Source organism: Cyanobacterium sp. Dongsha4, assembly GCF_036345015.1.
GTDB lineage: Bacteria > Cyanobacteriota > Cyanobacteriia > Cyanobacteriales > Cyanobacteriaceae > PCC-10605.
Genome location: NZ_CP084098.1, coordinates 1,249,819 through 1,275,893, shown reverse-complemented (window position 1 = coordinate 1,275,893; position 26,075 = coordinate 1,249,819). Strand labels below are relative to the sequence as shown.

The window sequence follows — 26,075 nt, the reverse complement described above, 5'->3', positions numbered from 1 at the left end:
TAGCTCAATTTTTCTCGTTTACATTTCTTAAAATATCATCTATGATGAGATTTGAGTTAAAATCAATTATTTAATAAAAATATAATTAAGCATATATACTTATGAAAACCGAGTTAAAAACCACTAACTATAACCTAGAACAGTTACAAAAAGCCTATCAAGCAGATCAACAAGTTAAATATATGAGCTTAGAAGCTGAATTAGAACTACTCTTACAACAAATCAAAACCGCCAAGAAGTAACCTGAGTTCGGAGTTCGGAGTTCGGAGTTCAGAGTTAAACTAATATAGATAGTAGGGGGTAGAGAGGTTTTCAAAGTAGGGGAGTAGGGAGTGGGGAGAAAACTTGTTTATCTGAAACCTAAAACCTGACACCTGAAACCTGCAACCTGCAACCTGACACCTGAAACCTATTTATTATTCATAGAGGAGAGATACATTGTTAACATTAGGGGTCAACATAGACCACGTAGCGACCATTCGTCAAGCTAGGCGTACTGTTGAACCAGACCCAGTTGCGGCCGCAGTTTTAGCAGAGTTGGGCGGTGCTGATGGTATCACTACCCATTTAAGAGAAGATCGTCGTCATATTCAAGATCGAGATGTGCGTATTTTAAGAGAAACTGTGCGTACTCATTTGAATTTAGAGATGGCACCCACAGAAGAAATGGTTGCGATCGCACTTTCCTTGAAACCTGACTATGTTACTTTAGTTCCTGAAAAAAGAGAAGAGGTAACAACGGAAGGGGGTATTGATATTGTTAATAATCTTGAAAAATTTACCGCCATTGTCGATAAAATGCAGTCGGCGGATATACCAGTGAGTTGGTTTATTGATGCGGATGAGGCACAAATTGAAGCGGCGGCGAAAACTAAAGCTATCTTTATTGAATTACATACAGGTAAATATGCGGATGCGGAAAATGAGTCAATCCGTCAACAGGAATTAATCGCTTTAGAAAAAGGCACTAAACAGGCTTTAGAGTTGGGTTTAAGAGTAAATGCAGGTCATGGTTTAACCTATTGGAATGTATATCCCGTTGCTTGTATTGAAGGCATGGAAGAATTGAATATTGGTCATAGTATCATTAGCCGTGCTGTTTTGGTAGGGTTAGAAAGAGCGGTTAAAGAAATGAAACTAGCCATGAAAAATCAACTTTAATTAAGATACAAAGCTATATTCCTATTAAGTAGGATATAATTAACAACCGTGTCAAAATAACCTTTCTAATAACTAACAAATTTTATAATTAACTCGAAAATAGATAAATTTATGACTACTTATTACTATCTTGTTGCCAGTGAAAAATTCTTAACCAGTGACAATGAAAATCTCCATGAAGTCTTAGAAGAAAAAGAAAGAGACTACAAGGAAAAAAATAAAGAAAAAGATTTTTGGTTTATTAAACAACCTGCATTTTTAGATGCTCCAGAATTTAAAGAAATTAAAGCAAAATGTCCTCAGCCGACTGCGGCGATTGTATCTCTAAATGAGCAATGGATTACTTTTTTAAAATTGCGTTTAGAGTATGTTATTACTGGTCAATTTGATGCACCTTCAGCAGATATTCCTGAACCTTTAGCATCTTTAACCACTGTATAAGAGTTTTTGGGTGGGTTTTTCCCACCTTTTATTTAACGTCTTTAAAAATTTATTCATACCTAAATTCTCAAGATTTAAAGATAAAATAATAAAATTTTTTAGCAATGAATACTGGCAATTATCGAGCAGAAAAGAAAGAGGGAAATAATAATTATAGCCAGTTATTAAAAAGTATTTACTACCAAGCACTACAAGATAAAGAACCTAAGCAAAAATTAGAAGAATCCACATTAGAAAATATAAAAATTATTGCGGAAAAATGCTTTCAACAAAAAGCTGTTTATACGGTTTTAATAACTTTATCCATTTATAAAATTTTTCATCCTCAACAGGATATTAGAAATCATCAAACACAAATAAAAAATGGTTTTTCAGGTAGAACTATTGATACACAATATATCACACCTACTTTAAAAGAATTAGACTTACTATCAATGGCAGAAAAATGAGTTATTAAGAGATTTAGGTAATGTGTTATAAATTTGTTGATTTGTTTGCCGGAATAGGTGGATTTAGATTAGGTTTTGAAAAAGTAGGATTTCAGTGTGTATTTAGCTCAGAAATAGATAATCATGCAAGGGAAATGTATCAACTTAATTTTGGAGATTTACCTTTTGGAGATATAAAAAAAATTGAACTTGAATCTATTCCCCATTTTGACATTTTATTAGCTGGTTTTCCTTGTCAACCTTTTAGTATTGCTGGAGAAAAAAAAGGTTTTAACGATATTAGGGGTACATTATTTTTTGATATTGCTAAAATATTAGAATATCATCGTCCAAAAGTTATTGTTTTAGAAAATGTTAAGCATTTTAAAAGTCATGATAAAGGTAGAACTTTAAAAATAGTTTTAACCACATTAAATGACTTAGGTTACACAATTAATTGGGCATTATTAAATGGTAAAGATTTTGGTGTCCCTCAAAATAGAGAGAGAACAATTATTATTGGTTATTTAGGTCAAAAAGAATTTAATTTTGATTATTTAAAACAACAAAAATGTAATAAATTAGCCGATATTTTAGAAAAAGATTCCCCAGATTTCGAGTATTTAAAAGAAGAAGAATATACTCTAATTGAAAATCCGAAAAAACAGTTATCAGGTTTAATATTTGCAGGTTATAGAAATAAGAATATTCGATTAAAAGGTACAAAACCAAATACTAAGCATTTATCCAGAGTTCATAAACAACCGAATCGAATTTACTCCTCTGAGGGAAATCATCCTACTTTATCATCTCAAGAATCGGCAGGAAGATATTACATCTTACATAATGGCAGGGTAAGAAAATTAACTTTAAGAGAATGTTATCGGTTGATGGGTTTTCCAGATGATTTTAAATTAATTGGTAGTAAAGCAAAGCTCTATAATCGCATTGGAAATTCTGTTGTTGTACCTATGATAGAAGCGATCGCACAGCAAGTCAAGGGGCAATTTTTTGAGACTAATTATCTTAATAAAAATCAATTTAAACCAAAACAAATATCTTTATTTGATAGTGAATTAATTTATCATTAAATAAGAAATTACACCCATGCGTGAAAAATAGCTCTATCTTTTCGCCATTTGACTAATTCCACTTTACCAAAACCTGCAGTTAGTAACCATGACTTAACCAAAGCAATATTTGCACCAGTCCAATTTGTTACGTCTTGACTTAATTCATTAGTAGGATAAAAACGCATTAAAGGCATAGGAAATAAGCTAAAAAATAAACTTATATGAGTTTCTAAAATAAGCAATTCTTTGGTAACACTTCTTACTTTTTCTAAAGCATAAAGAGGATATTTCATATGATATAAAACCCCTAAAAAAAATACCACATCAAAAGTACCAATTTTTTCAGGATTAAGCTCTAAAACATCAATATTGTAATCCTCCACTTGGGAATTAAACATTTTTCTTGCTAATTCAAAACCCTGTTTTCCCGCACCAAAATCACGCCAAAAATTATCATCTAAACCATATAGTTGCCTCTGCTCCCAAATAAAAGAATCTGTAGCTAAAACTCTTTTTGCACCCCTTTTTTCCGCAGAAAAAGAATAAAAACCATCCCATGCACCAATATCTAAAACAGTTTTTCCCGTTAAATCTTGAGGAATACCACTTAAAATCCAGTTTTGAAATTTCTTACAAAATCGTCCTTCTTTTCCTGTTTTTGTTTCTACCCCCGCACCAAAATCCATGTAATGATGCCAGTATTTTATTTTAGCAACTTCTTTAACTAAATTCTCTTTATCTATTTCTTTTGACTGGTTCATTATAGCAATTTTATTAGTATCAATTAAGGGAAATTTTAGCAATATTTATGATAGTATATTATAGCCTGATGTTCGTAGTTTTATGACAAAATAATCTAAGTTAATTTAATTAAAATATCGTCTTATGTCTTCCTCACAGTGGTCTTATTTACTAAAAAACTCAGGAGTTTGGTTAGGTTCATTCAGTCAGTTTTCTCCTCATGGTAAATTGCTCAAAGAGACTTCCAGTAAATTAACTCTCGGCAGTGATGATGGTAAAACCATTAAATTTACTCTAGCTAGAGATGGAAACCCTAATCCTATAGTCAATGAATTTAGTAGCCTGAATCGTAATATATTTTTATTTGAAGATGGTCATTTTGCCAAAGGCTCTCAACAGTTTAGTCCTTTTTCCGTTTTTGGGGCAGAATATGGTTATGTAAGGTGCGATCGCCGTTGCAGGTTAGTACAATTGTTTAACAAAGATAGTCACTTCGACTCTGTCACTCTTATTCGAGAATTTCGGGAGGGGGGAGAAGGTATAGAGAGGGAGCATCTTACCATTGAGCAACTAGAAGGGAAATGGCGAGGAGAAGCGCTAACATTATATCCAGATTGGCGTAATAGTGAACCATATCAAACTCAATTAACTTTAAAAAGAGAAGGAAACATACTCAAACAAACCCTAAAAACTCCTTTTATGAACTATTCTTCTGAAGGCACTATCAACGACAACATTATTACATTTAATCAGGGAAATAAAGAAAATCGAGTTTTACTTTTGCCCGATGGTGCATCTTCCACTACTCCTGTAAAAATTGAAAATCGTCAAAGTTTCTTTCTTGAATTTGGTTGGTTAGTAGAAACGAATATGAGATTACGTTTAATTAGACAATATGATGATCAAGGAAGATGGGTTAGTATCACTTTGGTACAGGAAATTAAGTCCTGATAGGGGGATAGGGAGAGAGGTATCAGAGTATTCGGGTATTGGGGTGTTAGGGAGAAAAAAGTAATGAGTGTTCAGAGTTTTTGATTCTTAATTCTTAATTTTTAATTGTCAATTCCCCCTTGCCTTTTGTCTCTTGCTTGATTTCTGTAGGAATTGGATTAACTTTAACTAAATTGACGGCACAGGCTTTTAATTCTGGCTGTTTGGAAATAGGACAAGAATGGGGATGGGTTAGGCTATTGGCTTCGGCATTTTCTGCCCAGAGAAAACCCCAGTGCATGGGTGCAAAGACGGTGGAAGGTGCGATCGCACTTGTTATTTTCACTTTAAATTTAGCTTCTCCTCGAACAGATACAACTCTAACTAATTCACCGTCTTCTAATTCATATTTACGAGCATCTTTAGGATGGATTTCGAGGAACGGCTCAGGGTGCATTTTTACTATTTTGTCAATTCTACCAGTGCGAGTCATAGTGTGCCAATGTCCATAAAGTCTGCCCACCGTCAAAACAAGGGGATAATCTGGGTTAGGAGGTTCGGCTAAACCTCGGCTATGGAAAGCGGCAAATTTTGCCCTGCCATCTTCGGTGTGAAAGTGCCAATCGCTGTAAAGTCTTCTACCGTAACGATTTTTGGGATCGCTTCGGAGAGGAAAAGGCCATTGTATCGAACCATGTTTAGCTAATAAATCATGAGTTAAACCAGACATATCACAGGGGCGATCGCGCGTTGTTTTGACAAATTCTTGATATACTTGAGCAGAATCGTTAAAACCAAAATACTGTTCAAATCCTAATCTTTTACCTACCTCCGCAAAAATTTCCCAATCCGCTTTTGCCTGAGAAGGAACAGAACTATTGAAAGCAGGACAGTAAGTTACAACCCTTTCGGAGTTAGTCATAGTACCCGCTTTTTCACTCCATTGGGTGGTAGGTAAGACTAAATGAGCATAATAGGCGGTTTCTGTGGGGTAATAAGCATCTTGATAGATAGTGAAAGGAGATTTTAATAGGGCTTGTTTTGTCCTTTCTAAATCGGGCATACTCACCGCAGGGTTAGTGGCCGCAATCCACAATAAACCCACATCCCCATTTTCCAAACCCATAATCATTTCCCATACTGTTTTACCCACATTGGCGGAAATAGCCCCCGATGGTAATTGCCATATTTCTTCTAATTCCCGACGATGAAGGGGATTTTTGACACTGCGATAACCCGGGAGAATATGAGATAATCCTCCTGCCTCTCTTCCTCCCATGGCATTAGGTTGACCTGTCAGAGAAAAAGGGCCACATCCTGCTTTACCGATTGTAGCAGTCATCAAATGAAGATTAATTAAAGTTCTTACTTTTGCTGTACCCTCAGAAGACTGGTTTAACCCCATCGACCATAAAGATAACACCTTTTCCGATTCTGCCCAATAACGGGCGGCAATTTCTAAATCTTTAACTTCAATACCGCATTTATCGGCAACAATTTGAGGAGGATAATTACTAATTACTTCTGCATAGGCAGGAAAATCCCTTGTACATTCATCAATAAAAAAAGTATCGATCGCACCCCACTGTAATAATAAATAAGCAATACCATTAAATAAATCAATATCTGTACCGGGTTTAATAGCTAAATGAAGATCCGCCGCTTCTGCGGTAGCTGTACGACGAGGATCAACCACAATCATTTTAACATGACGATTTTTCTTATGATATGCCCGTAAACGATTAAAAACGATGGGATGACATTCTGCGGTATTCGTTCCCACCAAAAAAGCACAGTCTGTTAATTCTAAATCCTCATAGGTACAAGGAGGACCATCCGCCCCAAAACTGCCCATATAACCTGAAACCGCCGAGGACATACATAAACGGGAATTGGCATCGAAATTATTTGTTCCTAAGCAACCTTTAAGTAATTTTTGGGCAACATAATAATCTTCTGTTTGAAACTGCCCTGAGCCATACATACAAATACCATCAACCCCGATAGTTTTGCTCACTAACTGAATTTGTTTAACAATTAGGTTAAAGGCTTCTTCCCAGTCAATTTGTCGAAAATCTTGCTGTAGTGTTTCTCTATATAAAGGATATTTAAGACGACTTTTATTGATCGCTTCTGTTACCGTTGCTCCTTTCACACAAACTTTTCCTAAACTAGAAGGATGGGTGCGATCGCCCATTACTTTCCAAATGGGAGTACCCTCAGAATCTCTATTTGTCGCTTTTCCTTGAGAAGCAGGGGGCTGAACTTCTAAACCGCAACCAACACCGCAATAAGGGCAAACTGTGGTAACTTTTTCACTTATCATCTAGAACTAATCAATATATACAACCTCGGATTTTGTGTGTTTAATCTTGTCACCAGATTTTGTTAAGAAATGTATCTTCTGATACTGAACATCCAAAGTATTCTTTTTTCTGCATTTTATTTATGGTTATTTTGCATCTAAATTTGGCGTTGCTGATTTTAGAGATGATTTCTCATTTGGGAGAGGAATAGGGAATAGGAAATGGGCAATGGTTAATAGTTGATAGTTTTAGGAATTAAAATCTCCGAACACTCGTTACCTATTACTTTCATAAAAAAAACCTGTCTTTTTGAGACAGGCAAATTAGTCATTTATTTAGTAAGCATTAAACCTTTTTTAGAATAATATTAGCCATTAATTTCTGATTCTAAAGCTGGTTTTTCCTCTGCTCCTAAACTAACTTTAAATACCTTATTTTTTTCGTCTTCAAGTTTTGGTAGAATTAACGTTAAGACACCGTCATTATATTCTGCTTTTACTTGGTCATTTTTGACTGGTAATGGTAAATTAATTGTCCGTTCAAATTTACCGTAATTAAATTCAGAAATGTAGTAACCAGTATCTTTACTTTCCTCTTGACGATGGTATTCACCACTTACTTTTACACTATCACGGGTAACACTGACATCAAGATCTTTTTTGTCAATTCCGGGTACTAAAACTTTAAGCATTAAACTGTCGTTGTTATCCAACAATTCCACTGCGGGTTTAACCAAAGAATTAGGAGTATCATCCCATGCAGTTATTTCATCTAGTAATCGATTCATTTGACGATGTAAGCTATTAATTTCATACAAAGGATTAAAACGAACAATAGCCATATTTTTACTTCCTAATAAATTCTGCTTCAATTGATATTTATTTAATCTTCAACTGTTATTTTTATCTTGTCATATCCTTCTTATTTAATGGGGGGAGAAAACCGAAAATATCTAGGTATTGTTTTCCGTATTTTCCCTGATTTTAATCATTGCTTAATTATTTTCTTCCGAATCCATATGATAAACTTGGTCTATAAAATATCCATTCTTCTTTACATTGGTTAATATTCCTAAAATTTCATGAAATCACCCACTCTTTTAAAGCTAGAACAGCAATTTCTCAAAAGTTTGAGAGCAGACAAAAATTCTCCTTGGTTAGAAAGTATTATTATTCCCGCTCATCACAGAAACACAGAAGAGGTTTTAGACTTATACTTAAATAGAGCTAGAACGAGAACGATCGCACCTTTTCATGAGATATTTCCTGCCTGTGAAGCGATTATGGGAGCAGAATTATTCGATCGCTTTGTGGATGATTTTTACCTTCATAGTCATTGTGATAATGTCACCGTTTTAGACTATGCCAATAGTTTTATGGATTATCTCACTGTAGTTAAACCAGAATTTTTTGAGCCTTTGATACCCACTATAGAAGAACAAAAGATCGATTGGTCAAGACTATTAATTGATGTTGCTCTCACCGAATGGCGATTAAGAAGAGCAGAAACCGCCCCTACTTTGAGAAAAAATGATCCAGAGGAATTATTACACCGTCTCCGAGTAAAAAAACTTCATGGTTATCGCCCCAAATTAGAACATGGTACTCGCATTCCTTTTTCTTGCTATTGCTTAATTCCCCTCACCAAAGCCTATAAATGCCCCATTGAACCCAGACACCTCATTGCAGGAGAAAGAAAGCCTTATTTGATTTGGCGCAAACCTGATAATCAAGTGGAAATAAGAACCATTAGCGAAGATGAAGCCCGTTTGTTAAGAAGTTGCAATGGACACTTAAGCGTTACCGCTATTCTTCAGGAAGAAACTCATTTTGGTTTTAGTCGAGAAGAAACCCTCGATCGCATCTCAGAAGCGATAAAATTAGGTTGGATAGTGTCTCTATTTGACCCCATGAGTTATCAATAGACTTCTCCAACAAGTCATACAAAGAGCAATAGGTAAGGGTTAAAAGGCAAAGTTAAAAGGGCAATGAGCAAGGGGCAAGGGGCAAAGGTTAATAAAAATCTTAATTAAATGATCTTTTTTGTGTCAATAATTTGGTACATTAACCTAAATATGTTGAGATAATAACAAGAAAAATAGTCACAATGAAAGCATTAGTAATAGGCGGGGATGGTTATTGCGGTTGGGCAACGGCCCTTCATCTCTCTAATAAAGGTTATGATGTTGCTATTTTAGACAATTTAGGCCGTCGTCACTGGGATGATAAATTAGGTGTAAATACTTTAACTCCCATTGCCTCTATTCAAAAAAGAATTAATCGTTGGTATGAATTAACTGGTAAAAAAATTGAGCTTTTTGTCGGTGATATTACTAACTATGATTTCTTAATTAAGGCTTTCCGCAAATTTGAGCCTGAGTCTATTGTACATTTCGGGGAGCAACGTAGCGCCCCTTATTCAATGATTGACAGAGAACACGCTGTATTTACCCAAGTTAATAATGTGGTAGGTACTTTAAACATTCTCTATGCCATGAAAGAGGAGTTTCCCGACTCTCACCTCGTTAAGTTAGGTACTATGGGGGAATATGGTACTCCTAATATTGATATTGAAGAAGGTTATATCGAAATTGAACATAACGGACGTAAGGATATTTTACCTTATCCTAAACAGCCCGGTAGCTTCTATCATTTAAGTAAAGTACACGATAGTCATAATATCCATTTTGCTTGTAAAATTTGGGGTATTCGTGCCACCGATTTAAACCAAGGGGTGGTTTATGGGGTTTTAACCGAAGAAACAGGCATGGATGAGTTATTAATTAACCGTCTTGATTATGATGGTGTTTTTGGTACTGCCTTAAACCGTTTTTGTATTCAAGCGGCTATCGGACATCCTCTTACTGTTTATGGTAAAGGTGGACAAACTCGTGCTTTCTTGGATATTCGTGATACTGTCAGATGTATGGAACTTGCGATCGCAAATCCTGCGGAGGCTGGACAATTTAGAGTGTTTAACCAATTTACCGAGTTATTCAGTATCAAAGATTTAGCCACCATGGTGCAAAAAGCTGGGGCAACTTTAGGCTTAAAAGTCGAAATTAACAATTTAGAAAATCCCCGAGTAGAATTAGAGGATCACTATTTCAATGCTAAAAACACTAAACTCTTAGATTTAGGTTTGCAACCTCATTATCTCTCTGATTCTCTCCTTGACTCCTTACTTAACTTTGCTAATAAATATAAAGGTAGAGTAGATATGGAGCAAATATTACCCAAAGTTTCTTGGCGTAGATAAAAATAATGGTAAGGTGGGCATTCCCCACCACCTTTGATTCATAAAGCGACGCTGATAGGCAACAGGCAATGGTAAATAGTTGATAGTGATAATTAATAATTTCTAACTCTGAATACCTCATTACTCATTCATTACTTGTTTTTCCTTCTCTCCTCCTCTAAATACTCTGACACCTGAAACCTCCCCTTATTCGATATTCTTCAGGTGAACCAAAGTTAAATTATCAGGGCTATTTTTCCAGTGGTTGAACCAGACTCAATCATTTGATGGGCTACCGACGCTGATTCCAACGGAAAAGTATGTTCTAAATGTATGGTTAATTTCCCTTCATCAAACCACACTGCACATTGTTCTAAAATTTTTCTTTGATGTTTCAACCCTTCTTGTAAATTCATCAAAGCGGGAGTTAGCATCAACTCTAAACTGATTCTTAAGTTACGATTACGGGCTGTTTTTAAACTTGAGCTATGGCAATCTGGTTCAAGTATTGTGACTATATCTCCATATACCCTTACTACTTGACAAGTATCAAAAAAAGTTTTCCCCCCCACAGTATCGAAAGCCGCATCTACTCCCTTTCCCTTTGTCCAATCCATGATTGCACTGATAAAATCTTGTTGTTTATAAAGAATAGGATAGTCTGCCCCCAATTTTCTCACTAATCTTTCTTTATCAAGATTACCCACCGTTGTGGCTACTTCTACTCCTCTCAATTTTGCCAACTGAATAGCTACATGACCAACTCCCCCTGCTCCACCATGAATTAAAATTTTATCATTAGCACTTAAAGAGATGCGATCGCAAATAGCTTCCCAAGCCGTAATTAACACTAAAGGAGCGCAAGCCGCTTCCGCAAAAGAAAGAGATTGAGGTTTTTTTGCAACATAATCCTCCTCAACTACAGTATATTGAGCATAATTTCCCGTTTCAGGCTTCCCTAAGCCACCAACACAAAAATACACTTCATCACCCTTCCTAAACCTTGTCACCCCATCGCCTACTTCTACAACTATTCCTGCACCATCACAACCTAAAACAGGAGAAGAAAATTCAGGATAAAAACTACCACGCTTTCTAATTTTTGTATCAATAGGATTAACCCCTGCCGCCTTCAACTCAACTAAAATTTCCGTAGGACTTTTGATGTGTGGAGTGGGAATATCTCTTAATTGCAGAACATCCACTCCCCCAGCTTCAGTCATTAAAATTGCTTTCATAAACTAAATTATTACTCAAATATTATTCTAAATTTATTATAAATAACCTGAGTTCAGGATAAATTTTCATCTATGAGTGATGATGAAAAGGGCAAGGGACAAAAGTGTTTAATTAACTTCTCCCTAACACCCTAACACCAGTAACCTGAAACCTACAACTTGACACCCGACACCTACCAAGAATAGTTTTGTCTATTTGACTCAAATTACATCAACTTAAAACTGCATCTGATAACGTACTTTGAACTCCCCATAAATATAATCATAAGATACAGAAACGCTAGATTTCTCCTGCACCTCATAAACTCCCTCCACCAGAGGAAAAATACGCAAATCTTTCATTCCTAAAGGTTTTCCCCAAGTACTAACTCTTTCATTTACTCCAAAACTTAAATTATTAGCAATGGGTACTAAGAAAAATTGTACTAAACCATTTTCAAACAATTGTTCTCCACTCAAATTTTGTAACTGGTCTGCAATATTAATTAATTGACCTCCCACAATCAAATTAATCAATTCCCCCTCACTACGATTAGGAGTACTACTGAGAGAAACAATCGGAGAATTAAATAAATTAAAATTAGCTCCCTGCTGATTTAAAACCGCTAAATTGACGCAAGTTTCTACTTCTTTTAAGCGCTCAGAGGAAATTTTATCCCCGATAAGAGTTTCAGAAGTAGGCAAGTAGCAAAATTGATTAACTTGACTCGACAATACTGGTAACAGTTGACCCAATTCACCATCAATATTTAAAACAACTTGAATATTATCTCCTCTCCCCCCCCTAACAATGGGATCTGCAATTTCATTGCTACCTGTAACAGGTAATTGACGAGAATAATCCACTATATCTGCCTGTACTTCTATATCGATACTGGGATTAAGAATACTATCATTAGGATCAAACACAATTCTATTCTCATTAGTACGAGATAAAAAGAAAGTAGTATCACCAAAACCAACCCCTGACACGGCATTAGGTAAAGGATTTGCACCCCCTATATAAATATTTCCCCTACGGACGTTTACAGCCCCATTTGCTCTTAGGTTTTCAAAATCAAGAGGATTCCCATTAACCTCCACATCACCTTCAAAAAGAAAGCGATAGAACCCCCATTGAGCTAATTGTGAGTTAACTAATTTTAGTTGAAAATTATCTAAATTTGGTTGAATAATAGCATTACTTCTATTACTTGAGGGATTACTATTAAGCCAATTATTAGCAATTAAACCAGAATTTTTACTATTATTAAAAGATGACAATCTTTCTTGAGATGGAATAGTAAAATTACCATTATTTAACGCCAAATATCCACCAATTTTAGGATAGAAAGCAGTGCCATTTATTTCAATATTTGCATCAATATTGCCTGAATATAAACCCTCTAAATTCAGAGATTGTTGAGGAATATTTACTATTAAATTATCACCCTGAATATTATTTGAATTAAAAACAGGTAGATTCCCATTAATATTAACCTCAGTTTGATTAACTTTTGCGAGTAAATTATCAGCATTAATAACCCTATTTTCTTGTAAATTAATATTTCCTGTCAAGAAAATTGATTCATCTATTAAACTTGTTTTAATTTGAGTATTTTCAAAATTAAGATTTCCTTTAACGGCAATATCTTCAAAATTAAAATTATTTACCAATTGATTTAAAGAAGCGGTAGTTATTTCTAAATTTCCTTGAAAATCACCATCAACCAAATCTATTTTTCCTTGAGTTAATCCCTTAACCAACCCTCTCGATTCTGGGCGTAAATTTAAACTAATTAAAGCAGGTTTATCCAACTCCATTAAAGGATAATAGGGTAAAATTGCCTTAAACTGTAAATATTCTGGTTGACTACTTTCCACACTTAAAGTATAATTCTGATATTGAAAATCAGCGAGAATTTGGTTTGCTAAAATTGAACCTTCTACGGCTGCATTATTAAGAGCAAAATTACCGACAATGGAAGGATTTAACAGATTACCTGTGATTTTTCCGTTGACATTAATTAAACCATCCACATCCAAAGGAGAAGAGATAATATCTGTAATAAAATCTACGGGTAAATTAGCAACTTTAAATTCTCCCTCTTGACTATCTAAAGATAAATTTCCTGCAAAAGCAACTTCACTTCCACCGATATTTAAAAGAAAAGGTTTTAAGGTTAAATTATTATTGACAAAATTGGCATTAATAGCAAGTTTAGGAATAGCTATTGCTTGGGTTTGTTTCATTACTAAGCCTAAAGAATCAAGAATCACAGGATAGTTTTGTTGCGGTAGCCACTGCCATTGATTGCCTTCAAAATCTAGTTGAATTTCGGGATTAGTTAACTTTCCAGCGATAAGAATTTCCCCTTGATATTTCCCTTGAATATCTAAATCATTGGGAATGCTTCCTGATTCAACTTTTCTCGCTAGGGTTTGGATTTGTTTATCAACTTGAGTGAGTAAATTAACTTGGGTTTTGATACTATCATCACTATTACCGATAGATTGAGAAGGAATATTATCCGCCGAGGAGAAGGTGTCTTGATTTTGTAATTGTTGCCATAAAGCCGAGACACTAGCAACATCGGTTATTCTCAGAGTGGAAAAAATATCTTCCATCTCTCCTTGTAAGTTAACTTTGCCTTCTATTTCCTGAGTAACGAGATTAACTTTGCCACTCAAATCATATTGCGTATTAGCAAATGATAACCTTCCTTGATTTAATTGAGCGATATTATTTTGATAGTTAAAATCTGCTTTAATTTCTTTTCCTTCCACTACCCCAATGGCTGGATTATTAATGGCAATATTTCCCTCGGCGGTGAAATCATTTAAGTTAAGGGTTAACTGACTGCTAAAGTCTCCCTTTAATTTGCCTTTGATGCCATAGTTAGCCACTGGTTGTAAAGCCAAATTTTCTAAGGATAAGTTTTTTACCGTTGCGATAAATTGATTATTTTCCGCTAGTTTTCCTTCTAAGAAAAAGTTATCTTGTTGATTGATAGTAATAGAAGAAAGAGTAAAGGGAATAGTTGCTTGATTGGGTAAAGTTAAATCCTTTCTAATTAAGCTGGTAGCGATGATGTCTTCCTTACCTTTAAGATTAACAGCTATTTTCTCACGGGGATTAACATTAACTTTTCCTGAGAGGGAAGATTCAAAGGCTATTTGATTAAAAGCAAAGTTATTGAGACTTAAATCTCCTATTAAGTTAAAACCGAGGGGATTAGTTAAGACATTGTTAGCGGTTATAACGCCATTAAATTTAGCGATACCATTTAAGTTAACTTCTGAAGGAAGATAGTTAATACCCTTATTATTATTTTCATCTAGGGAAGCAAGAAGACTGTTAAGGGGAAGGGTTGCTAAATTGGCTTTTGTTGTTACTTGCAGTCGGAGGTTATTTATATCAGGTTGGGTGAAAGGATTAATTAAAAGAAAATTTCCTGCAAGGGTAACAAGATTATCACCGATATTAATCTTGGTGGGTTGAATAGTAATAGGTAAAGATAGGTTATCAAAAGATAAATCCGTCAGACTACCACCTAAGTTAATACTGGTATTTAGATTACCAAGAGAGGCGAGGTTAAAACTATCATTATTATTAAGGAAGGGTAAGGAAAGTTGAGAAGCAATTTTTTCGATGTTAAGATTTTGGGTATCTATATTGCTTTGCCATTGATTCCCTCTCAGATTGCCTGATATTTTGACTTCTCCTCCTGCTATATTTAATCTTCCATCACCTTTAATATTTAAACTAGGAAGAGAGGCTAAGGATATATTTTGATTGTTGAGATAGTTTTTACCGAAGGTGATTAATTCTGATACACCGGCTTTGAGTTGAAAGTTTCCTCTAATATTTTCTGCTTGAATATTATTAAGATTGGTATTCTTCAGATTCGGTAAGAGTTGGGATAAGACGATATTTTCTGTTTCCCCTGATAAGGATAAAATTCCGTCTTTGACTACTGCTTCTGTTGATAGTCTTCCTCCCGCAAATTCTCCTCTCACATCAGCATTAACGGTTAAACTATCTAAGGTTGTGATAGTCTCTGAGTTAAAAGGTTGTTGAGTTAATAGGAATAATTCCGCAGTGGCTAAGTTAATTCTGATTTGACTGGAGGTAATTTGAGCAGGAAGGTTATTGATGATATTATTTAATGGAAGCTGACTAACGTCAAGATTAATCTTTGTTTGATTTTCATTAACAACAGAATTAGCTAACACCACTCCATCATCAATCATTAACTGAGTATCGGCATTTATATTTAAACTAGAAGGAAGATTATCAAAGTTATTTTGATTAGCCGTTAACAACTCATCAATATTGGTAGATAACTCAAAATCGCCCCTGACTAATTTGACATTATTGGAAAGAGAAGGAAGTAAGGGATTGAAAGCCACATCATTGCCATTACCAGTTATTCGTAAATTACCATTACTTAATCGAGTATCTAAATTGAGATTACCCTCATTATTCACCACTAACTGAATATCTCCTCTACCATCAATATGAGTCAGATTCCAGTTAGAGAAATTCCCCTGCAAATCAACATCTAAACTAGCAACGTCGAGAGGAAGAATAGTATTTATAGAAGAGTCAACACAAGCCGTCAGATTTTGACATAACTGATTAACAAAAGGAGTGAGATAAAAATTATTCCCCGTGACATTAACTAACCAATTATTATTACGCCAATTACCATTACCATTAACATTTAATTGACTGTTATCTGTTATCAAAGCGGTGTTAACTATTTCTACCTCATTGGCATTAACTAACAACTCCCCCTCGACACTCACATTATTCAAAGTATCTCCTTCTATATTAGGGAGAGAAAAAGCCACTTTTCCTAATGGATTATCTAAATTTCCCGTGAGACTTCCCCTCGCTGATAAATTACCTAAATTAATACCAAAGGGAGAGATATTATATTTTTCAAGGATAGCAGTGGGTAATAAGTTAGCAGTGAATTGAAAATTTAAGGGAATTTTACCGAGAGAAAAAGCCTTCCCCTCAAAAATTGTTGGGCGTAAGTTAATATTTAATAAACCTTGAGAAACTATCTCCCCTCCTGCTTGAGGTTGGATTTTTACAGCATTAACATTAACGGTATCTAAGTTAGCTGTAAACTTAGTATCAATAGTATCGATGGCAACTTTATCCACTAAACCATCTTTGATTCTCAAATTTCCTTTAACTTGAGGGTTGTCAATATTTCCTGTTACTGTGACATTGGTTGCGGTTAAACCATCCAAGGCAAGATTTGATTTGATATTTAGAAGAGGGAATAACCTACTCAACTGTAAAGGATTAATACTGGCAGAAAGATTATAACCATTATTTAAACTAACCCCTCCTTTGGCAACAGCTTTAATTTCTTCCCAGTTAAGTCTTGCTTCATCAATAATTAATGTTTGAGAGTCAGTAATGGTTAATTGAGTGTTGGCAGTAAACTCTTTCGCCATCAGAGGTAAATTAATAAATGTCTCCTCCTTGCTAATTAGAGAAGGAATAACTTTTCCCCTCACATCTTCTATTTTTACATTTCCTTGAATATCAGAAGCCAAATATTCGGGTAAAGAAGTCGTTTGAGTTTTGAGATTAGCATTGACTCTCCCTTCTTGAAGATTTAGAGGGAGTTGAGGAATTAAACCAGCTACTTCGGGTAGGTAAAGATTGCGAATATCTAACTTGTTTTCACTCTGGGTATTGCTTAATAAGGTTTTCCCCTCTAGGGTAATTAATCCGCTACTATTATTAAGGCGAGTTTCTATATTATAGTTAAGGGGTTGAGTTTCTTGATCATAAATTAACTGTAATTTTCCTTTGCTGTCTAACTCCACTGGTTGAGTTTCGGCATTGGGAGTGATTTTTATAAGTGTATCTTGTAAACGAAGATTGACTTCGGCGGTAATGGGTAAGGAAGGTAAAAGAAAAGATTTGGGTAAGGGTTTTTCGTCTTCTGAAGGTGGAATTAAAGTGTCTAGTTGGGCATAACCTTCCACATCATCAGCAATGATATGTATGGGTAAACGCTGACGGAAAATTAATGACCATAAGTCTAAGTCTATTTTAGCGGCAGAAATGTTAATAAAACTAGGATCATCAATGGTAGGGGGAATTTTTATATCATTAACAACTAATTGATGGAAAAAGGAAAAGTTATTTATCTCTCCAATATTGACATCTCTGGCTAACAGTTTTTCTAATTCGGTTTCTAATCTGTCGGGAATAAACTGAGTTAATACCCATTTCCCCCCAAAATAACCTATTACTCCCATTGTGCTTAGGGTGGCTAAGGCAATAATTTGGTTACGAGGTTGTTGAATGGCAGAAAATACTTTCTGAGTAATGGTGGTTGACGACTCTTGGTTAGATTCAGATTCTGGGGGGCGTTGACTTGTCATTTCCTCACTCTAATTAGCCTTTGTTTTTTCTTAACTTATAGTCTCGCTACTTTGAGGATAGAAGATTTAATTTTGACTGTCAATTTTTCCGTTTTTTTTCTTGACAATTTCTCACATTGATGAGAATATTTGAATATTTAAGATAAAAATGGGGTAGCCTTTTTAATTTTCTAAAATAGTACTAATGTTCACTGATCAATGAATTAATATTCACTAATCAATGAAAAAAAGTTTTTTAGAGAAATTTAACTGCTTTTAATCCGTAGTATAGAGTTAAGGCAATAACGGAAAAAGCGATGATAAATCCTGCGTAAGCAATAATTCCAGACATTTTTAAAACTCCTATTTGTTATAAGACAATTTGATATTTTATCATATATTAGCAACGGTTAAGGTTCGTTTTTGTTATTGATTAGGAATGTAATCACTGTATTTATCTTGATCGAAATAGTATAAGGTTCTAATAGGATAGGGGATGGTAATAGAAGCGTTATCAAAGGCTTTTTTAATGGCAATAATAGCTTTTGTTTGAATATACCTAACTGTTTTTTGTTGAGGCGAAGTCCAATAACGCACGACAAAATCAATAGAACTATCACCAAAGTTGATTAAATCAATTTCTGGTTTAGGTTCTTTTAAAACTCCATCAAGACTGGTTATAACATCGAATAGCAAGTTTTGAGCTTGAGCTAAGGAAGTATTGTAGTCCACTCCCACTCCTAAATCTGTTCTTCTTCTATCGTAACCGGTTCTAACCTGAACGGAATTTGTAAATATAGTGGCATTAGGAATCAATATTTTTTCCCCTTGATAAGTACGAATAGTGGTGGTGCGAATGTCAATATGTTCCACAAAACCTTGATAATCTTGTACAACAACCTCATCTCCTATCCTAAATGGCTCTTGTAATAAGAGTAATATACCTGCTAAAAAGTTTTTGAAAATGTCTTGAAATGCAAAACCAATAGCAACTGAGCCTAATCCTAGCGCACCGATAACATTGCCTAAACTTAGTCCGGGAAATGACATAATTGCGGCAAGAAAAATACCTACTACCCATGTGGTTATATAAATTGATTTAGTAAATAAGATTTGTAATGATCTACTTTTAATGGTTTTTATCGCTATTTGATTAGCAAAATTTTCTGTCCAATGGGCAATATAGCGAGTAAGAAAAATAACGATTAAACCACCTATTAACCCCGGTATAATTTTGATAGTATCTGCAATTAAATCATTAATAGCATCAATGACTGTATTAAGAAATTTATTAATCATGACGATGAATATTCTATTTGCTTTCGTTAGATTTTAACGATAATATAACAGTATAATAAATTGTTTTTTGTGAATCATAATCATCGCTACCAAATTTAATAGTAAATAGTATTGTTATTCTGAGGAATCACTATTTCATTATTACCGGGATAAAATCCATTCATATTGGGTAGCTGTTCGAGTTTTTGAGTAAATTCTAGTAACTCTATAATTTCTTTTTCTTGGTTAATATTATTAGCTCGATCGCACTTTTCTTGTTCTTTTTTATAGATAATATTTCCAGTAATTAAATCATAATTAAGAGTTTCATCGTAATCACAAAAAGCTCCAAACTCCACTGTTGCTTCAATTAATTTCCAATCATTTTCAATATATTTATATTGATGTATATATTGCCATTTATAACGACTACCACCAAAATGATAAATTTTTATTGCTCCATTGTCTATGTTTATTTCTTGAAAAGGATCTCCCCAAACACCACCGTGTTGACTGGGAAGTACAGCTCCTGTATTCTTATACCATAAAGTCCAACTGTCTTCTGTATTTTTGAAAATATAAATATCCCTTTGTGTCCCAAATTCAGTTTCTTTACCAGTATCATAAACAATAACTTTTTCAGGGATTGAATCATTATCTAAATCCCCCAATGCTTCTCCAATTTTTGTAAAATTATCTGTATCCTTAGCTATGAGATTATTTGAGGATAAAGAGAAAGAATAGGCAATAAAAATATTTTTAAATATTAAGTTAAATATGCCAAATAAAAATATATAAAAGTAAAAAATAATCTGTTTTTTCATGATTTAGTATCTATTAAATTTAGACTAAAAGTTTAGCTATATTTATAGTAAATATCTAACTAAAATAGTGATGGTTAGTTTTTATATTGCTGGATTGTTAAAAAAATTTTTTCATTGTCCTTTTTCTTTTATTCAATGCTACAACACTTATCTCAGTTTTTGTAACAGTCACTACCGAAATAGACTATTGCCAACAATTATAGTTCCTATTTATATTGAGATCAAAATTAAATATAGTTTTTCAATGAATGAAACAATATTAGAAATTGACAATTTAAGCGTAAGTTTTGATGGTTTTAAGGCGTTAAATAATCTTAACTTTAAAATGGAGAAGGGAGAATTAAGAGTAATTATAGGACCTAATGGAGCGGGGAAAACCACCTTTCTCGATGTTATTACTGGAAAAACTCAACCAACAGAAGGAAACGTTTATTTTAAGGGAAAAAATCTCAAAAAAATGAGCGAACATCAAATAGCTAGATTCGGTGTTGGTAGAAAATTTCAAACACCTAGAGTTTATCTGAATTTAACAGTAAAAGAAAATTTAGATTTAGTTATTAACAGAAATAAAAATGTCTTTTCCACCCTCTTTCAAAAAGCTAATCAACAAGATAGACATAGTCTTGCTAGTCTATTAGAAACCATTGGTTTGACGGCAAAAGCAAATTTACAAGCCGCTTTACTTTCTCATGGAGAAAAACAACGCTTAGAAATCGGTATGTTAGTCGCTCAATCCCCTGATTTATTATTAGTAGATGAGCCTGTAGCTGGTTTAACTGACGAGGAAACGGAAAATGTGGGTAATTTGCTCCTTGCTTTAGCTCAAAGCCATTCTATTATCGTTATAGAGCATGATATGGAGTTTGTCAGACAAATAGCTAGACGTGTAACTGTATTGCACCAAGGTACAGTTCTTTGTGAGGGCAACATGAATGAAATTCAAAACAATCCTCGTGTAATTGAAGTTTATTTAGGTGAAGAAACATCCCTTGATAATAATCAAATTTTATGGGCAAGAATTGCGGCAACAATAGGTTGGTCAGATTTTAATTTAACCCCAAAAGAGCAGGATTTAATTATTAACAACTTAAGTCAAAAATTTGCTTCATCTTCAGAAGAAGAAGATATTTTTAAAGAGGAATTAAGAAACTTTTTAGCAGAAAATATCCCCCTTGCTGATTTAATTCCTTTACTGGAAACAGATGATGAAAAAGAACAGGTTTTAGAATTAAGCTATCAAATTTTACAGGATCATGAGATGAATGAATTAGAAAATTTAGCTTATCAAGAATTACTAGATTTATTGCAATTACCTTCGGAGAGGTTAGCCACAATTATAAATAATCTAAAAACTAATTCAAAAGAATAAGAAGCAAAGATAATTAATTTATAATAAATTGAATCATAATCCAAAATAAAAACGATGTTAAATTTATCCAATTTGAATGTTTATTACGGTGAAAGTCATATATTAAGAAATGTTGATTTAAGTATTAATAGTGGGGAAATGGTTTGTCTAATTGGCAGAAATGGGGTAGGTAAAACGACACTACTAAAAACTATTATGGGATTATTGCAATCTCGGACTGGAAATTTAATTTTTAAAGAGCAACCTTTACAGAAATTAACTACAGATAAAAGAGCAAAATTAGGGATTGGATATGTACCTCAAGGGCGAGAAATTATCCCTCGTTTAACGGTGAAAGAAAATCTACTTTTAGGTTTAGAAGCCTTACCCAATAACACCAAAGTTAAAAAAGTTATTCCTGCTGAAATATTTGATTTATTTCCTGTTTTAAAAACAATGCTCAATCGTATGGGAGGAGACTTAAGTGGAGGTCAACAACAGCAACTTGCGATCGCACGTGCCTTAATGGGAAGACCTCAATTATTATTATTAGATGAGCCAACAGAAGGTATTCAACCATCAATTATCTTAGAAATAGAAACAGCAGTGAAAAAAATCATTAAAGAAACTGGTATTTCTGTACTTTTAGTTGAGCAACATTTACATTTTGTTCGTCAAGCAGATCGTTATTATGCGATGCAAAAAGGAGGAATAGTTGCATCAGGTAAAACAAGAGAATTAAGCCAAAGAGTAATCCAAGAATTTTTAGCAGTATAGTTTAACCTCAGTTGGGTTTCAAAATATTAGATGAGGGCAGGTATCAGGTTTAGGGGAGTAATGAAAAGATAGGGGCTTGGGGTGTTAGGGAGAAGCTAATTCTTAATTTTTAATTCCCAATTGATAATTCTATTTTTTATCTGCATGGATATAGTCAACAAAATAAAATTGAGGCTCAAACCAAAATTTTAACCAACTAAAAAAACCTACAGAAATTAAACCAGTAATAATTAAATAAAGTCCCCAACTAATCCTATAAGTATCAGGTAAAACAGCAGTAATAGACAGTGATAAAATAAAGTAAACAATCGATACTATTTGCAAAATATAGTTAGTTTTTAAAGCATTACGACAACTTTTACAATACTTAGTATGTTGAGAATAGCGATCAAGAATTTGTTGACGATTATCACTTATTTTTAAGTTTTCAAAATTAGAAAATCCTACTTTTTCCCAAGGTAATTTTCCATCACAATAAATATCAAACCAGCGACGAAATTCAATCACTAAACGGTCTGCTTTGGTAGGCATTTTATAGGCATTTTTCCAATTTTCTCCTGCTAATTTTTGTTGTAAAAAACGCTCCTGTTGGTGCAATAAAATCATATCGCCATCTAGCACCGCATTTCTAGTTTTTATATGCTCCCACCATCGAGGGGTAATTTTATGAAGACTGTAGGCGAAATTACGAGCAAATTGAGCAACAATTCTGCACTTTCCGGGTTCTATGGGAATACAATAGGTTATCAGTCCTAGTTGTTGTCCTTTATCGCCAAAACCAATGGCATACTCTAAACGGGAAGGAGGTTCAAAAGTAATAGTAGTGGTAAATAGACGGCTTACTTGAGCTTCTATTAAGTTTACTGAAGATTTAACAATTTCGATCGCAATCGGTTGAGCCTGTTTTCGATTACCTTGTAGTCCGTGATGTGCAAAAGGTACATGACTGGGGTCTGCAACATTTTCAATGAAAGTTTGCCAATCATATTCTAAATCCCTTACCATAGATGACCACACAAAACCTTTTTCTTTATCTATCTGCGGTGACAGAGGTAGAGGTTGTTTTTCTGCTAAATCAGGTGTATTGGCATCCGCCCAAACCCAAAGTAAATCATTTTCTTCACGGGTAGGGAAAACTTTAACAGCAAAATTATGTTGATTTTTGATAACTAATTCCTGATTTTCAGCTTGGGGGATACAAGTGCAAATTCCTTTTTCGTTAAATTGCCAACCATGATAACTACACATTAAATTTCCCGTTTCTTCATCAATACGCCCTTCACTTAAAGGGGCTAAACGATGGGGACATAAATCTAAGAATACCTGATATTTTTTTTGTTTTTCTCCTTTCCAAATAACTAGGCGTTGTCCCAATAAAGTAAAAGATTGAGGTTTGTTTATTTCTAAGTCTTCTAACGGAAAAATAGGATACCAATTTTGAAAAAAATTAAATTCTGATGACATTTCACATATACGGTTAAAAGTTGATTTAATTTATTGTATATTACTTTATTTTTGATTATATTAAAAAAAGAAAGATTTTCCTCGATTAACTAACTATTATCCTATTAAAAAATGAAAAAAACTGTGCAGAAAATAAGAGATTTAGGTCTAATTATTTTATTAGAAGATATTACCACAACCTATATTGAGACATGAGACATCAAAATATTTATTATTACTATTGCCTAGTGAATTATTTTCCCTAATCCTACCTAAATGATAAATCATATAGAAAATCAGCAACACCAATAAAACTAATATGTATTGACAAAAAATTAGATGGAGAGACTGCCCCATCTTTAAATTTATGAAAATTTTTGATTTGAGATTATGCAGAAGGTTTTTCCCGATAAGGGGCGCATTCAAAAGGTTGTACGCCAATTTCTGGAGGGGATTCTTCTGGAGGACTAAAAATTCTGGCAAATCCTTCCGTTAAATATTTAGTCATATTTTCTAACATTTTCATGATGTTCATAACCTTATACCTCCCATGCTTCTAATATTTTATGAGAACGGTTGTGAACTCAAATTCATAGATAACGTTTGAATATTTCTTTAATTGTTCTGGGTTTTTAGTTATCTTTTTATCTAAGTCCCTCTACTTTTTATTATTCTATGAAATTAGTGTTTTGACATTGATTCTTTATAAAAATTAGTATTTTTTTGCAATACTTTACAGAATAGTTGCGATCGAGCTTATAGTTTTTCTTTAAAAGATAATTAGTAATTATTAGTAATTTATTTTTTTGTCTAATTAATCTATTTTTTATTAATTTATAATAAATCAGCATTATTAATAGGCTACAAATATCGCCACAAAACAATTTAAAAATAACTATTTTTGATAAAGTGTGTTATTTTCAAGAGAATTCAAAAAAATATTTAATTTGTAAATAAATAATTAATTATAATTTCCATATTTTCTTGAATTTTAGGGGGCAAAAAAACTTCATGATATAAATATCAGTAAAAATACTCATTTAATTTTTTCTAACTGATAAATTTTCAAAAAGTGAAATTGAGAATATGTTGAGAATATAGAATTAGTTTTTGTACAATCTTAAATATCACACAACTTAGCAGGTATTATGACACAAAAAATTGCTGTTATTGGGGCAGGAATGGCAGGATTGACAGTGGGTAAAATCCTATGTAAAAAAGGGTTTTCTGTTGATATTTTTGATAAAGGGCGTGGGGTTGGTGGTAGAATGTCTAGCAGAAGAACAGAATGGGGTTATTTAGATCACGGTTGTCAATATTTTACGGTGAAAGATCCTTTGTTTAAAGAGTTTTTGCAAGAATATAATTCTTCAATTACTGTATGGCAGGGACGTTTTTTTTCTTGGATAGAAGGTAATTTTCAGGAAGTTGCCGAGGAAAAAAGTCGTTATTTGCCTATTACAAGCATGAATACTTTATGTAAACAGATGGCTTTAAATATCAATATTTGTTTACAAACTCGTATCGTTTCTTTACAGCAACAAGAAGATAAATGGATTTTAGTTGACGAACAATCAAACCACCATGAAAATTATGATTGGGTAATTATCACTGCACCGCCAATGCAAACATGGGATTTAATTAAGAATCATAGCAATATCATAGATTTAGTCTCGACAGAGGAGGGTTGCAGAGGAATCGCATCTATTGAATCAGTGCAAATGTATCCCTGCTATAGTTTAATCTTAGTTATCGCAGAGGAAAAAGATTTTGGTTTTGACGGTTTGCAATTAGAGCATCCGATTTTAGGTTGGATAGGGGTTAATAGTAGTAAACCTGCAAGGAGTAAACAACTGAGTTTAATTATTCAATCTAATTTTCATTGGGCGGAAAATAATTTAGCTTCTAATCAAGAAGTATTACAGCACGATGGAGATGGCCGTAATTTAGTGGCAGAAATATTGAAAAAAGAAGCAGAAAAAGTTTTATCTCATAATTTTGAGGGGATTTTATACGAATCTTTACATTTATGGCGTTATGCCTTACCAAAAAAACCGAATACTCAAAAATACTATATGGATAAATCTAATCAATTAGCTGTTTGTGGGGATTGGTGTTTTCAGGGTAAAGTTGAATCAGCTTTTTTAAGTGCTTATTTATTAGCTACAGAGGAATTTTAATTCAATTCAATTGAGGAATAATAAAAAGGCAAGGGGTAAAGAAAGAGGGCTTTGCCTCTTACCTACTACAATCCAATAAATTTTATATCAAACTAAGGTAACTGAGAAAACAATGATTTATGATACAAGTAACAGTTCTAAATATCTCGGAGTGTTAAGCAATCATGGATGTTAAAATGCTAATGGTCATCTTAACTGGCTTATTTATTGTATCGGCTTTATTTTTCGGTACTAGAAACGGTTACTATGACACCGATTACTATGATGGTAACGGTTCGGCTCATTAAAGTAG

The 26,075-nt window shown here is 33.7% G+C and carries 21 protein-coding genes and 1 pseudogene; 12 read left to right on the top strand and 10 right to left on the bottom strand.

Translation table 11 applies throughout. The features are described 5' to 3' along the window. Positions 1-101: 101 nt before the first annotated feature. The 5 genes from Dongsha4_RS05375 to Dongsha4_RS05355 all read left to right on the top strand — a co-directional run bounded on the left by Dongsha4_RS05375 (position 102) and on the right by Dongsha4_RS05355 (position 3,121). On the top strand, positions 102-242 hold the full coding sequence (locus tag Dongsha4_RS05375; protein ID WP_015219945.1) for a hypothetical protein: 141 nt from the start codon (positions 102-104) through the stop codon (positions 240-242). Between the two features lie 196 nt (positions 243-438). After that, positions 439-1,161, top strand: coding sequence for a pyridoxine 5'-phosphate synthase (locus tag Dongsha4_RS05370; RefSeq protein ID WP_330204694.1), 723 nt, complete (start codon positions 439-441; stop codon positions 1,159-1,161). Between the two features lie 111 nt (positions 1,162-1,272). Further along, the gene (locus Dongsha4_RS05365; protein ID WP_330204693.1) at positions 1,273-1,602 is read left to right on the top strand and encodes an MgPME-cyclase complex family protein; all 330 of its coding nucleotides are present in this window, start codon (positions 1,273-1,275) and stop codon (positions 1,600-1,602) included. A 104-nt stretch (positions 1,603-1,706) separates the two neighbouring features. Next, positions 1,707-2,051 carry a hypothetical protein gene (locus Dongsha4_RS05360; RefSeq protein ID WP_330204692.1) on the top strand — a complete coding sequence of 115 codons (345 nt, stop codon included), beginning with the start codon at positions 1,707-1,709 and terminating at the stop codon, positions 2,049-2,051. A 20-nt stretch (positions 2,052-2,071) separates the two neighbouring features. Next, positions 2,072-3,121 carry a DNA (cytosine-5-)-methyltransferase gene (locus Dongsha4_RS05355; protein WP_330204691.1) on the top strand — a complete coding sequence of 350 codons (1,050 nt, stop codon included), beginning with the start codon at positions 2,072-2,074 and terminating at the stop codon, positions 3,119-3,121. A gap of 8 nt (positions 3,122-3,129) precedes the next feature. Here Dongsha4_RS05355 and Dongsha4_RS05350 read toward each other — a convergent pair whose 3' ends face one another. Next, positions 3,130-3,864, bottom strand: coding sequence for a DUF1698 domain-containing protein (locus tag Dongsha4_RS05350; protein WP_330204690.1), 735 nt, complete (start codon positions 3,862-3,864; stop codon positions 3,130-3,132). A 124-nt stretch (positions 3,865-3,988) separates the two neighbouring features. On the opposite strand from Dongsha4_RS05350, the gene Dongsha4_RS05345 reads away from it, so the two are divergent. Beyond that, positions 3,989-4,795 carry a DUF3598 family protein gene (locus Dongsha4_RS05345; protein ID WP_330204689.1) on the top strand — a complete coding sequence of 269 codons (807 nt, stop codon included), beginning with the start codon at positions 3,989-3,991 and terminating at the stop codon, positions 4,793-4,795. Positions 4,796-4,889: 94 nt separating this feature from the next. Here the strand turns inward: Dongsha4_RS05345 and Dongsha4_RS05340 are convergent, their stop codons facing one another. After that, on the bottom strand, positions 4,890-7,097 hold the full coding sequence (locus Dongsha4_RS05340) for a molybdopterin oxidoreductase family protein (RefSeq protein ID WP_425590790.1): 2,208 nt from the start codon (positions 7,095-7,097) through the stop codon (positions 4,890-4,892). Positions 7,098-7,447: 350 nt separating this feature from the next. After that, on the bottom strand, positions 7,448-7,921 hold the full coding sequence (locus Dongsha4_RS05335; RefSeq protein WP_330204687.1) for an Hsp20/alpha crystallin family protein: 474 nt from the start codon (positions 7,919-7,921) through the stop codon (positions 7,448-7,450). A 240-nt stretch (positions 7,922-8,161) separates the two neighbouring features. Between Dongsha4_RS05335 and Dongsha4_RS05330 the strand changes: the two genes are divergently transcribed. Together Dongsha4_RS05330 and Dongsha4_RS05325 are read left to right on the top strand one after the other, a co-directional pair. Then, complete coding sequence (locus tag Dongsha4_RS05330; RefSeq protein ID WP_330204686.1) at positions 8,162-9,004, top strand: DNA-binding domain-containing protein; 843 nt, start codon at positions 8,162-8,164, stop codon at positions 9,002-9,004. Between the two features lie 182 nt (positions 9,005-9,186). Next, on the top strand, positions 9,187-10,338 hold the full coding sequence (locus Dongsha4_RS05325; protein ID WP_330204685.1) for an NAD-dependent epimerase/dehydratase family protein: 1,152 nt from the start codon (positions 9,187-9,189) through the stop codon (positions 10,336-10,338). Positions 10,339-10,553: 215 nt separating this feature from the next. On the opposite strand, the gene Dongsha4_RS05320 is transcribed toward Dongsha4_RS05325, so the two are convergent. From Dongsha4_RS05320 to Dongsha4_RS05300, 5 genes are all read right to left on the bottom strand, one after another. After that, positions 10,554-11,555, bottom strand: coding sequence for a zinc-dependent alcohol dehydrogenase family protein (locus Dongsha4_RS05320; RefSeq protein ID WP_330204684.1), 1,002 nt, complete (start codon positions 11,553-11,555; stop codon positions 10,554-10,556). A 216-nt stretch (positions 11,556-11,771) separates the two neighbouring features. Further along, positions 11,772-17,954 (bottom strand): hypothetical protein, encoded by a 6,183-nt coding sequence (locus tag Dongsha4_RS05315; RefSeq protein ID WP_330204683.1) that lies wholly within the window; start codon positions 17,952-17,954, stop codon positions 11,772-11,774. A gap of 235 nt (positions 17,955-18,189) precedes the next feature. Beyond that, on the bottom strand, positions 18,190-18,285 hold the full coding sequence (petL, locus tag Dongsha4_RS05310; protein ID WP_330204682.1) for a cytochrome b6-f complex subunit PetL: 96 nt from the start codon (positions 18,283-18,285) through the stop codon (positions 18,190-18,192). Between the two features lie 74 nt (positions 18,286-18,359). Next, positions 18,360-19,232, bottom strand: coding sequence for a mechanosensitive ion channel family protein (locus Dongsha4_RS05305; protein ID WP_330204681.1), 873 nt, complete (start codon positions 19,230-19,232; stop codon positions 18,360-18,362). A gap of 95 nt (positions 19,233-19,327) precedes the next feature. Further along, on the bottom strand, positions 19,328-20,035 hold the full coding sequence (locus Dongsha4_RS05300) for a hypothetical protein (RefSeq protein ID WP_330204680.1): 708 nt from the start codon (positions 20,033-20,035) through the stop codon (positions 19,328-19,330). A 244-nt stretch (positions 20,036-20,279) separates the two neighbouring features. On the opposite strand from Dongsha4_RS05300, the pseudogene urtD reads away from it, so the two are divergent. Beyond that, positions 20,280-21,011 (top strand): annotated as a pseudogene (urtD, locus tag Dongsha4_RS05295) (urea ABC transporter ATP-binding protein UrtD); the annotation flags it as partial. Between the two features lie 447 nt (positions 21,012-21,458). Next, the gene (gene urtE, locus Dongsha4_RS05290) at positions 21,459-22,160 is read left to right on the top strand and encodes an urea ABC transporter ATP-binding subunit UrtE (protein WP_330204678.1); all 702 of its coding nucleotides are present in this window, start codon (positions 21,459-21,461) and stop codon (positions 22,158-22,160) included. A 129-nt stretch (positions 22,161-22,289) separates the two neighbouring features. On the opposite strand, the gene Dongsha4_RS05285 is transcribed toward urtE, so the two are convergent. Both Dongsha4_RS05285 and Dongsha4_RS05280 read right to left on the bottom strand, forming a co-directional pair. Further along, on the bottom strand, positions 22,290-23,624 hold the full coding sequence (locus tag Dongsha4_RS05285) for a Rieske 2Fe-2S domain-containing protein (protein WP_330204677.1): 1,335 nt from the start codon (positions 23,622-23,624) through the stop codon (positions 22,290-22,292). Positions 23,625-23,991: 367 nt separating this feature from the next. After that, the gene (locus Dongsha4_RS05280; protein WP_015221022.1) at positions 23,992-24,138 is read right to left on the bottom strand and encodes a hypothetical protein; all 147 of its coding nucleotides are present in this window, start codon (positions 24,136-24,138) and stop codon (positions 23,992-23,994) included. A 613-nt stretch (positions 24,139-24,751) separates the two neighbouring features. Between Dongsha4_RS05280 and Dongsha4_RS05275 the strand changes: the two genes are divergently transcribed. Together Dongsha4_RS05275 and Dongsha4_RS05270 are read left to right on the top strand one after the other, a co-directional pair. Continuing rightward, positions 24,752-25,783: an NAD(P)/FAD-dependent oxidoreductase gene (locus Dongsha4_RS05275; protein ID WP_330204676.1), complete on the top strand. Its 1,032-nt coding sequence runs from the start codon at positions 24,752-24,754 to the stop codon at positions 25,781-25,783. 164 nt (positions 25,784-25,947) lie between these two features. Beyond that, the gene (locus Dongsha4_RS05270) at positions 25,948-26,070 is read left to right on the top strand and encodes a hypothetical protein (protein WP_015218803.1); all 123 of its coding nucleotides are present in this window, start codon (positions 25,948-25,950) and stop codon (positions 26,068-26,070) included. The last annotated feature ends 5 nt before the right edge of the window (positions 26,071-26,075 follow it).

Excerpts from the sequence above, each read along its gene's own strand:
- Dongsha4_RS05375 (WP_015219945.1), top strand. The coding sequence starts at position 102 with ATGAAAACCGAGTTAAAAACCACTAACTATAACCTAGAACAGTTACAA.
- Dongsha4_RS05365 (WP_330204693.1), top strand. The coding sequence starts at position 1,273 with ATGACTACTTATTACTATCTTGTTGCCAGTGAAAAATTCTTAACCAGT.
- Dongsha4_RS05360 (WP_330204692.1), top strand. The coding sequence starts at position 1,707 with ATGAATACTGGCAATTATCGAGCAGAAAAGAAAGAGGGAAATAATAAT.
- Dongsha4_RS05355 (WP_330204691.1), top strand. The coding sequence starts at position 2,072 with ATGTGTTATAAATTTGTTGATTTGTTTGCCGGAATAGGTGGATTTAGA.
- Dongsha4_RS05350 (WP_330204690.1), bottom strand. The coding sequence starts at position 3,864 with ATGAACCAGTCAAAAGAAATAGATAAAGAGAATTTAGTTAAAGAAGTT.
- Dongsha4_RS05345 (WP_330204689.1), top strand. The coding sequence starts at position 3,989 with ATGTCTTCCTCACAGTGGTCTTATTTACTAAAAAACTCAGGAGTTTGG.
- Dongsha4_RS05335 (WP_330204687.1), bottom strand. The coding sequence starts at position 7,921 with ATGGCTATTGTTCGTTTTAATCCTTTGTATGAAATTAATAGCTTACAT.
- Dongsha4_RS05330 (WP_330204686.1), top strand. The coding sequence starts at position 8,162 with ATGAAATCACCCACTCTTTTAAAGCTAGAACAGCAATTTCTCAAAAGT.
- Dongsha4_RS05325 (WP_330204685.1), top strand. The coding sequence starts at position 9,187 with ATGAAAGCATTAGTAATAGGCGGGGATGGTTATTGCGGTTGGGCAACG.
- Dongsha4_RS05320 (WP_330204684.1), bottom strand. The coding sequence starts at position 11,555 with ATGAAAGCAATTTTAATGACTGAAGCTGGGGGAGTGGATGTTCTGCAA.
- Dongsha4_RS05315 (WP_330204683.1), bottom strand. The coding sequence starts at position 17,954 with ATGACAAGTCAACGCCCCCCAGAATCTGAATCTAACCAAGAGTCGTCA.
- petL (WP_330204682.1), bottom strand. The coding sequence starts at position 18,285 with ATGTCTGGAATTATTGCTTACGCAGGATTTATCATCGCTTTTTCCGTT.
- Dongsha4_RS05305 (WP_330204681.1), bottom strand. The coding sequence starts at position 19,232 with ATGATTAATAAATTTCTTAATACAGTCATTGATGCTATTAATGATTTA.
- Dongsha4_RS05300 (WP_330204680.1), bottom strand. The coding sequence starts at position 20,035 with ATGAAAAAACAGATTATTTTTTACTTTTATATATTTTTATTTGGCATA.
- urtE (WP_330204678.1), top strand. The coding sequence starts at position 21,459 with ATGTTAAATTTATCCAATTTGAATGTTTATTACGGTGAAAGTCATATA.
- Dongsha4_RS05285 (WP_330204677.1), bottom strand. The coding sequence starts at position 23,624 with ATGTCATCAGAATTTAATTTTTTTCAAAATTGGTATCCTATTTTTCCG.
- Dongsha4_RS05280 (WP_015221022.1), bottom strand. The coding sequence starts at position 24,138 with ATGAACATCATGAAAATGTTAGAAAATATGACTAAATATTTAACGGAA.
- Dongsha4_RS05275 (WP_330204676.1), top strand. The coding sequence starts at position 24,752 with ATGACACAAAAAATTGCTGTTATTGGGGCAGGAATGGCAGGATTGACA.
- Dongsha4_RS05270 (WP_015218803.1), top strand. The coding sequence starts at position 25,948 with ATGGATGTTAAAATGCTAATGGTCATCTTAACTGGCTTATTTATTGTA.